This is a genomic window from Streptomyces sp. NPDC037242 (assembly GCF_055604165.1).
This window is the reverse complement of record NZ_JBVJUY010000009.1, coordinates 173163-176314: the sequence shown is the minus strand read 5'-3', so window position 1 is coordinate 176314 and position 3152 is coordinate 173163. Positions and strand designations below refer to the sequence as shown.

Below are 3152 nucleotides of genomic sequence, written 5' to 3'. Positions count from 1 at the left end.
CTCTCGGGTCCTCTTGATGAGTTGACGGGCCGGCTCGAATCGGATGTGGCCGGATGCGTGCGGGTGTGACTGCCTGGTGAAAGTGCTGCGCCGGCCCGGGCGGGGGCGGCCGGGCCGGCGCGGTCTGCGCGGTGGGGGGTGGGGTGGTTCGGTGGTGCGGTGGTTCCGGGACGAGCGGGGTGGGGGTGAGGGGTGGGGGCCGGGGAGGCTGGGTCAGGAGGCGTTGGCGAGGGACTCGCCGGCGGCCGCCTGCTCCATCCGGCGGCGCAGGCTGAGCGGACGCATGTCGGTCCACACCTCGCCGATCCGGTCCAGGCAGGCCTCCTTGGAGCCCTCGAAGCCCTCCGCGTGCCAGCCGGCCGGCAGGTCGCGGTCGGCCCACCACACCGAGTACTGCTCCTCGTCGTTGCGGACCACGCGGTAGGTGCGCTCGTCGGTCTGGACGTCACTCATGTCGGTCTCCAAAACGGTTGGTCGGGCGGAGTTGCGTACGACTCTGCGAGGAGTCGCTATATCGACCCCATACGGGGTCCAGCGGCACGAACCCGCAGGTCATTGAGGTGTTCGAGGCTCTTGAGGGTGGTCTGCACATCGACTCCGAAGTCGATGAGGCAGCCCACTTCGTCGATGCCCAGCGCCTCCAGCCGCTCGACGACGGCGAGGCCGCGCTCGACCGTGCCGAACATGCCCTGGCGGTCGTAGAACCGCTGGAAGGCCCGCTCCACGAGGTAGTCCACGTCGGACTCCTGGACGCTCTTCGGGTCGAAGGAGCCGCGGTCGGAGTCGACCGTGCCCGACAGCAGGCCGAAGGAGGTCTTCAGGTACTCGGAGAGCGAGGGCCGCACCAGCTCGCGGACCTCCTCGGTGTCGGTGCCGAGGAAGGTGTGCAGCATCAGTACGACGTGGCCGGGCTTGTCCCCGTGGTGCTCGCGCAGGGCGGCCCGGTAGACGGCCAGCTTCCCGGCGAGTTCGTCGAGGTCCTGCCCGAGCAGGTGGGTCAGCACCCCGGCGCCGAGTTCGCCCGCCGTGCGGAAGGTGTCGGCGCTGCCCGCGCTGGTGATCCAGACGGGCAGTTCGCTCTGGACGGCCGGCGGGTAGATCCGTACGTCCGCGTCCTTGCCCTTGCCGTCGGGGAGGGTGATGCTCCCGCCCTGCCACAGGTCGCGTACGGACTCCACCGTCTCGGTGAGCAGTTCCTTGCGGCGCGCGTGGGCGTCGGGGCGCAGGACGAAGTCGGTGGGGTGCCAGCCGGAGGCGAAGGACACCCCGGCCCGGCCGCCGGAGAGGTTGTCGACGACCGACCAGTCCTCGGCGATGCGCAGCGGGTGGCCGAGCGGGGCGACGACGCTGCCGGCGCGGATGCCGATGCGCTCGGTGAGCGCGGCGAGGGCGGCGCCGGTGACGGCGGGGTTGGGGTAGAGGCCGCCGAAGGGGTGGAAGTGCCGCTCGGGCGTCCACACCGCCGTGAAGCCGTTGCGGTCGGCGAACTTGGCTCCCTCGATGAGGAGTTCGTAGCGCCCGGCGTCGCCGGAATCGGTGCTGTCGTTGGCGAAGTAGAACAGACTGAAGTCCACCCCGGCTCCTTCGGATCGGCTCGGCGGTCGGTTCGTTTGGTCGGCGAGCACGACGCTAGGGAGCCGGGGTTTTACCGCGTTATCGAATCCATTTCCGGCCAATGTGCGGGGCTGAAAGCGGAGCCGGGGGCCGGAGGCGGACGCGCGGACGCCCGCGGCACGGGAGGAGTGCCGCGGGCGTCCGCGAGGTGGGGCCGGGGGGCCGGCCGGGGGGCCGGTCAGCCGGCCTGTTCGAAGAGGAGGGTGTCCTTCGTCCGGGACCCCCTGGACTGGAGCTCGGCCGCGAAGAGCTGCCAGCTCTGGGCATAGACCTCGGCCAGTTCGGCCACGGCCGCCTTGCAGTGCGAGGGCAGGCTCGCGGCGAGGCCCTCGCGGTTGCGGGCCACCGCCGCGCCCGCGTCCAGCAGGCGCAGTACGGAGCGTCCGTTCTCGTTGTGGCGCAGCGAGGGGTCCCGGCGCAGCAGGTTGAAGATCTCCGCCGCGTCGCCCGGCCGTCCCGCGCCGGTGTGGCGGCGTACGGGGGCGGGCGCCACGGCGAGGGGCGCGCCCGGGCGGAGCGGGCCTGCGGCCGCCCTGCGTGCGGGCTGCCTGGGTTCGGCCACGTCCTCGCCGCGCGCCATCCGGTCGCGTACGTCGGAGACGGTGGCGGGCGAGATGCCCGCCTCGCGTGCGATCTGGCGCAGCGACGCGTCCGGCTTCTGCCGCATGAGCTCGGCGGCCAGGCGGCGACCGCGGGCCGGATCGACGGGCCGGGCCCGGCCGTCGCGGCCCACCCGCTTGGCGTCGGGGGGCGCCTCGCCGAAGAGGCTGCGGCGGATGTCCGCCGCCGTGACCGGGGAGACGCCCGCCACGGACGCCACCGCGCGGTCCGACCAGTCGGGGTGCGCGCCGAGGATGCGTTCGACGGCCGCGGCGCGCTCCGCCATGGACAGCGGGAGTCCGTGGGCGACGTTGAGGGCCACCGACAGGAGGCGGCCGTCCTCGATGCTGCCGGCGAAGAAGCGGACGGGGATGCTGGTGCGGCCCCTCAGCTCGGCCGCGCGCAGCCGGTGGATCCCGTCGAGGACGGTCATCGACGCCCGGTGCACCAGCACCGGCGGCAGCCGGTCGCCGAGCTCGGCGAGCGTGCGCGTGTGCTCCGGGTCCTCCACGCTGCTGCGCGGGGAGCCGTCCACTCTCAGCGCGCCCGGTGCGACGTCCTCCACCGGGATCTTGAGCAGATCATCTCGAAGCTTGAGCAAGTACTCAGAATCGTGCATCTCGGACAACACCGCCATCACAGCCTCTCAAAGGATCCGGGCACCAGTGGGCGGTGGCCCTACTGCCAGCCCGAGTCGCCCGGCATGCGGGAGGGCGAGGTGGTCTGCGGACCGGAGGGGGCCGCGGCGGCGACGGTACGGAACTGCCAGCCGGAGTCCGATGCCTGGACGGATGCCGGGTTCGAGGTCGAAGGCCCGGTGGTGGTCGGACCCCCGGCCATGGCGGCCACGGCCGCAAGCGCTGCCCCGATGAGCGCGACTCGACGCATCGTCATCTGTTTCTCCCGTTTTTTCGCAGTTCCCCGGGCCATCGATCGGC

At 72.5% G+C, this 3152-nt stretch carries 4 protein-coding genes; all 4 read right to left on the bottom strand.

Translation table 11 applies throughout. From position 1 onward, the window contains the following. Positions 1-213: 213 nt before the first annotated feature. The 4 genes from ACZ7GJ_RS13780 to ACZ7GJ_RS13765 all read right to left on the bottom strand — a co-directional run bounded on the left by ACZ7GJ_RS13780 (position 214) and on the right by ACZ7GJ_RS13765 (position 3108). Positions 214-453: an MbtH family protein gene (locus tag ACZ7GJ_RS13780; protein WP_365917688.1), complete on the bottom strand. Its 240-nt coding sequence runs from the start codon at positions 451-453 to the stop codon at positions 214-216. 56 nt (positions 454-509) lie between these two features. Then, positions 510-1574 carry a MupA/Atu3671 family FMN-dependent luciferase-like monooxygenase gene (locus ACZ7GJ_RS13775; protein ID WP_470751532.1) on the bottom strand — a complete coding sequence of 355 codons (1065 nt, stop codon included), beginning with the start codon at positions 1572-1574 and terminating at the stop codon, positions 510-512. Between the two features lie 218 nt (positions 1575-1792). Then, positions 1793-2815 (bottom strand): transcriptional regulator, encoded by a 1023-nt coding sequence (locus tag ACZ7GJ_RS13770; RefSeq protein WP_470751531.1) that lies wholly within the window; start codon positions 2813-2815, stop codon positions 1793-1795. A gap of 77 nt (positions 2816-2892) precedes the next feature. Further along, the gene (locus tag ACZ7GJ_RS13765) at positions 2893-3108 is read right to left on the bottom strand and encodes a hypothetical protein (RefSeq protein ID WP_470751530.1); all 216 of its coding nucleotides are present in this window, start codon (positions 3106-3108) and stop codon (positions 2893-2895) included. Between the last annotated feature and the right edge of the window lie 44 nt (positions 3109-3152).

Bases quoted from the DNA above. Each gene is read 5' to 3' on its own strand.
- ACZ7GJ_RS13780 (WP_365917688.1), bottom strand. From the start codon at position 453: ATGAGTGACGTCCAGACCGACGAGCGCACCTACCGCGTGGTCCGCAAC.
- ACZ7GJ_RS13765 (WP_470751530.1), bottom strand. From the start codon at position 3,108: ATGACGATGCGTCGAGTCGCGCTCATCGGGGCAGCGCTTGCGGCCGTG.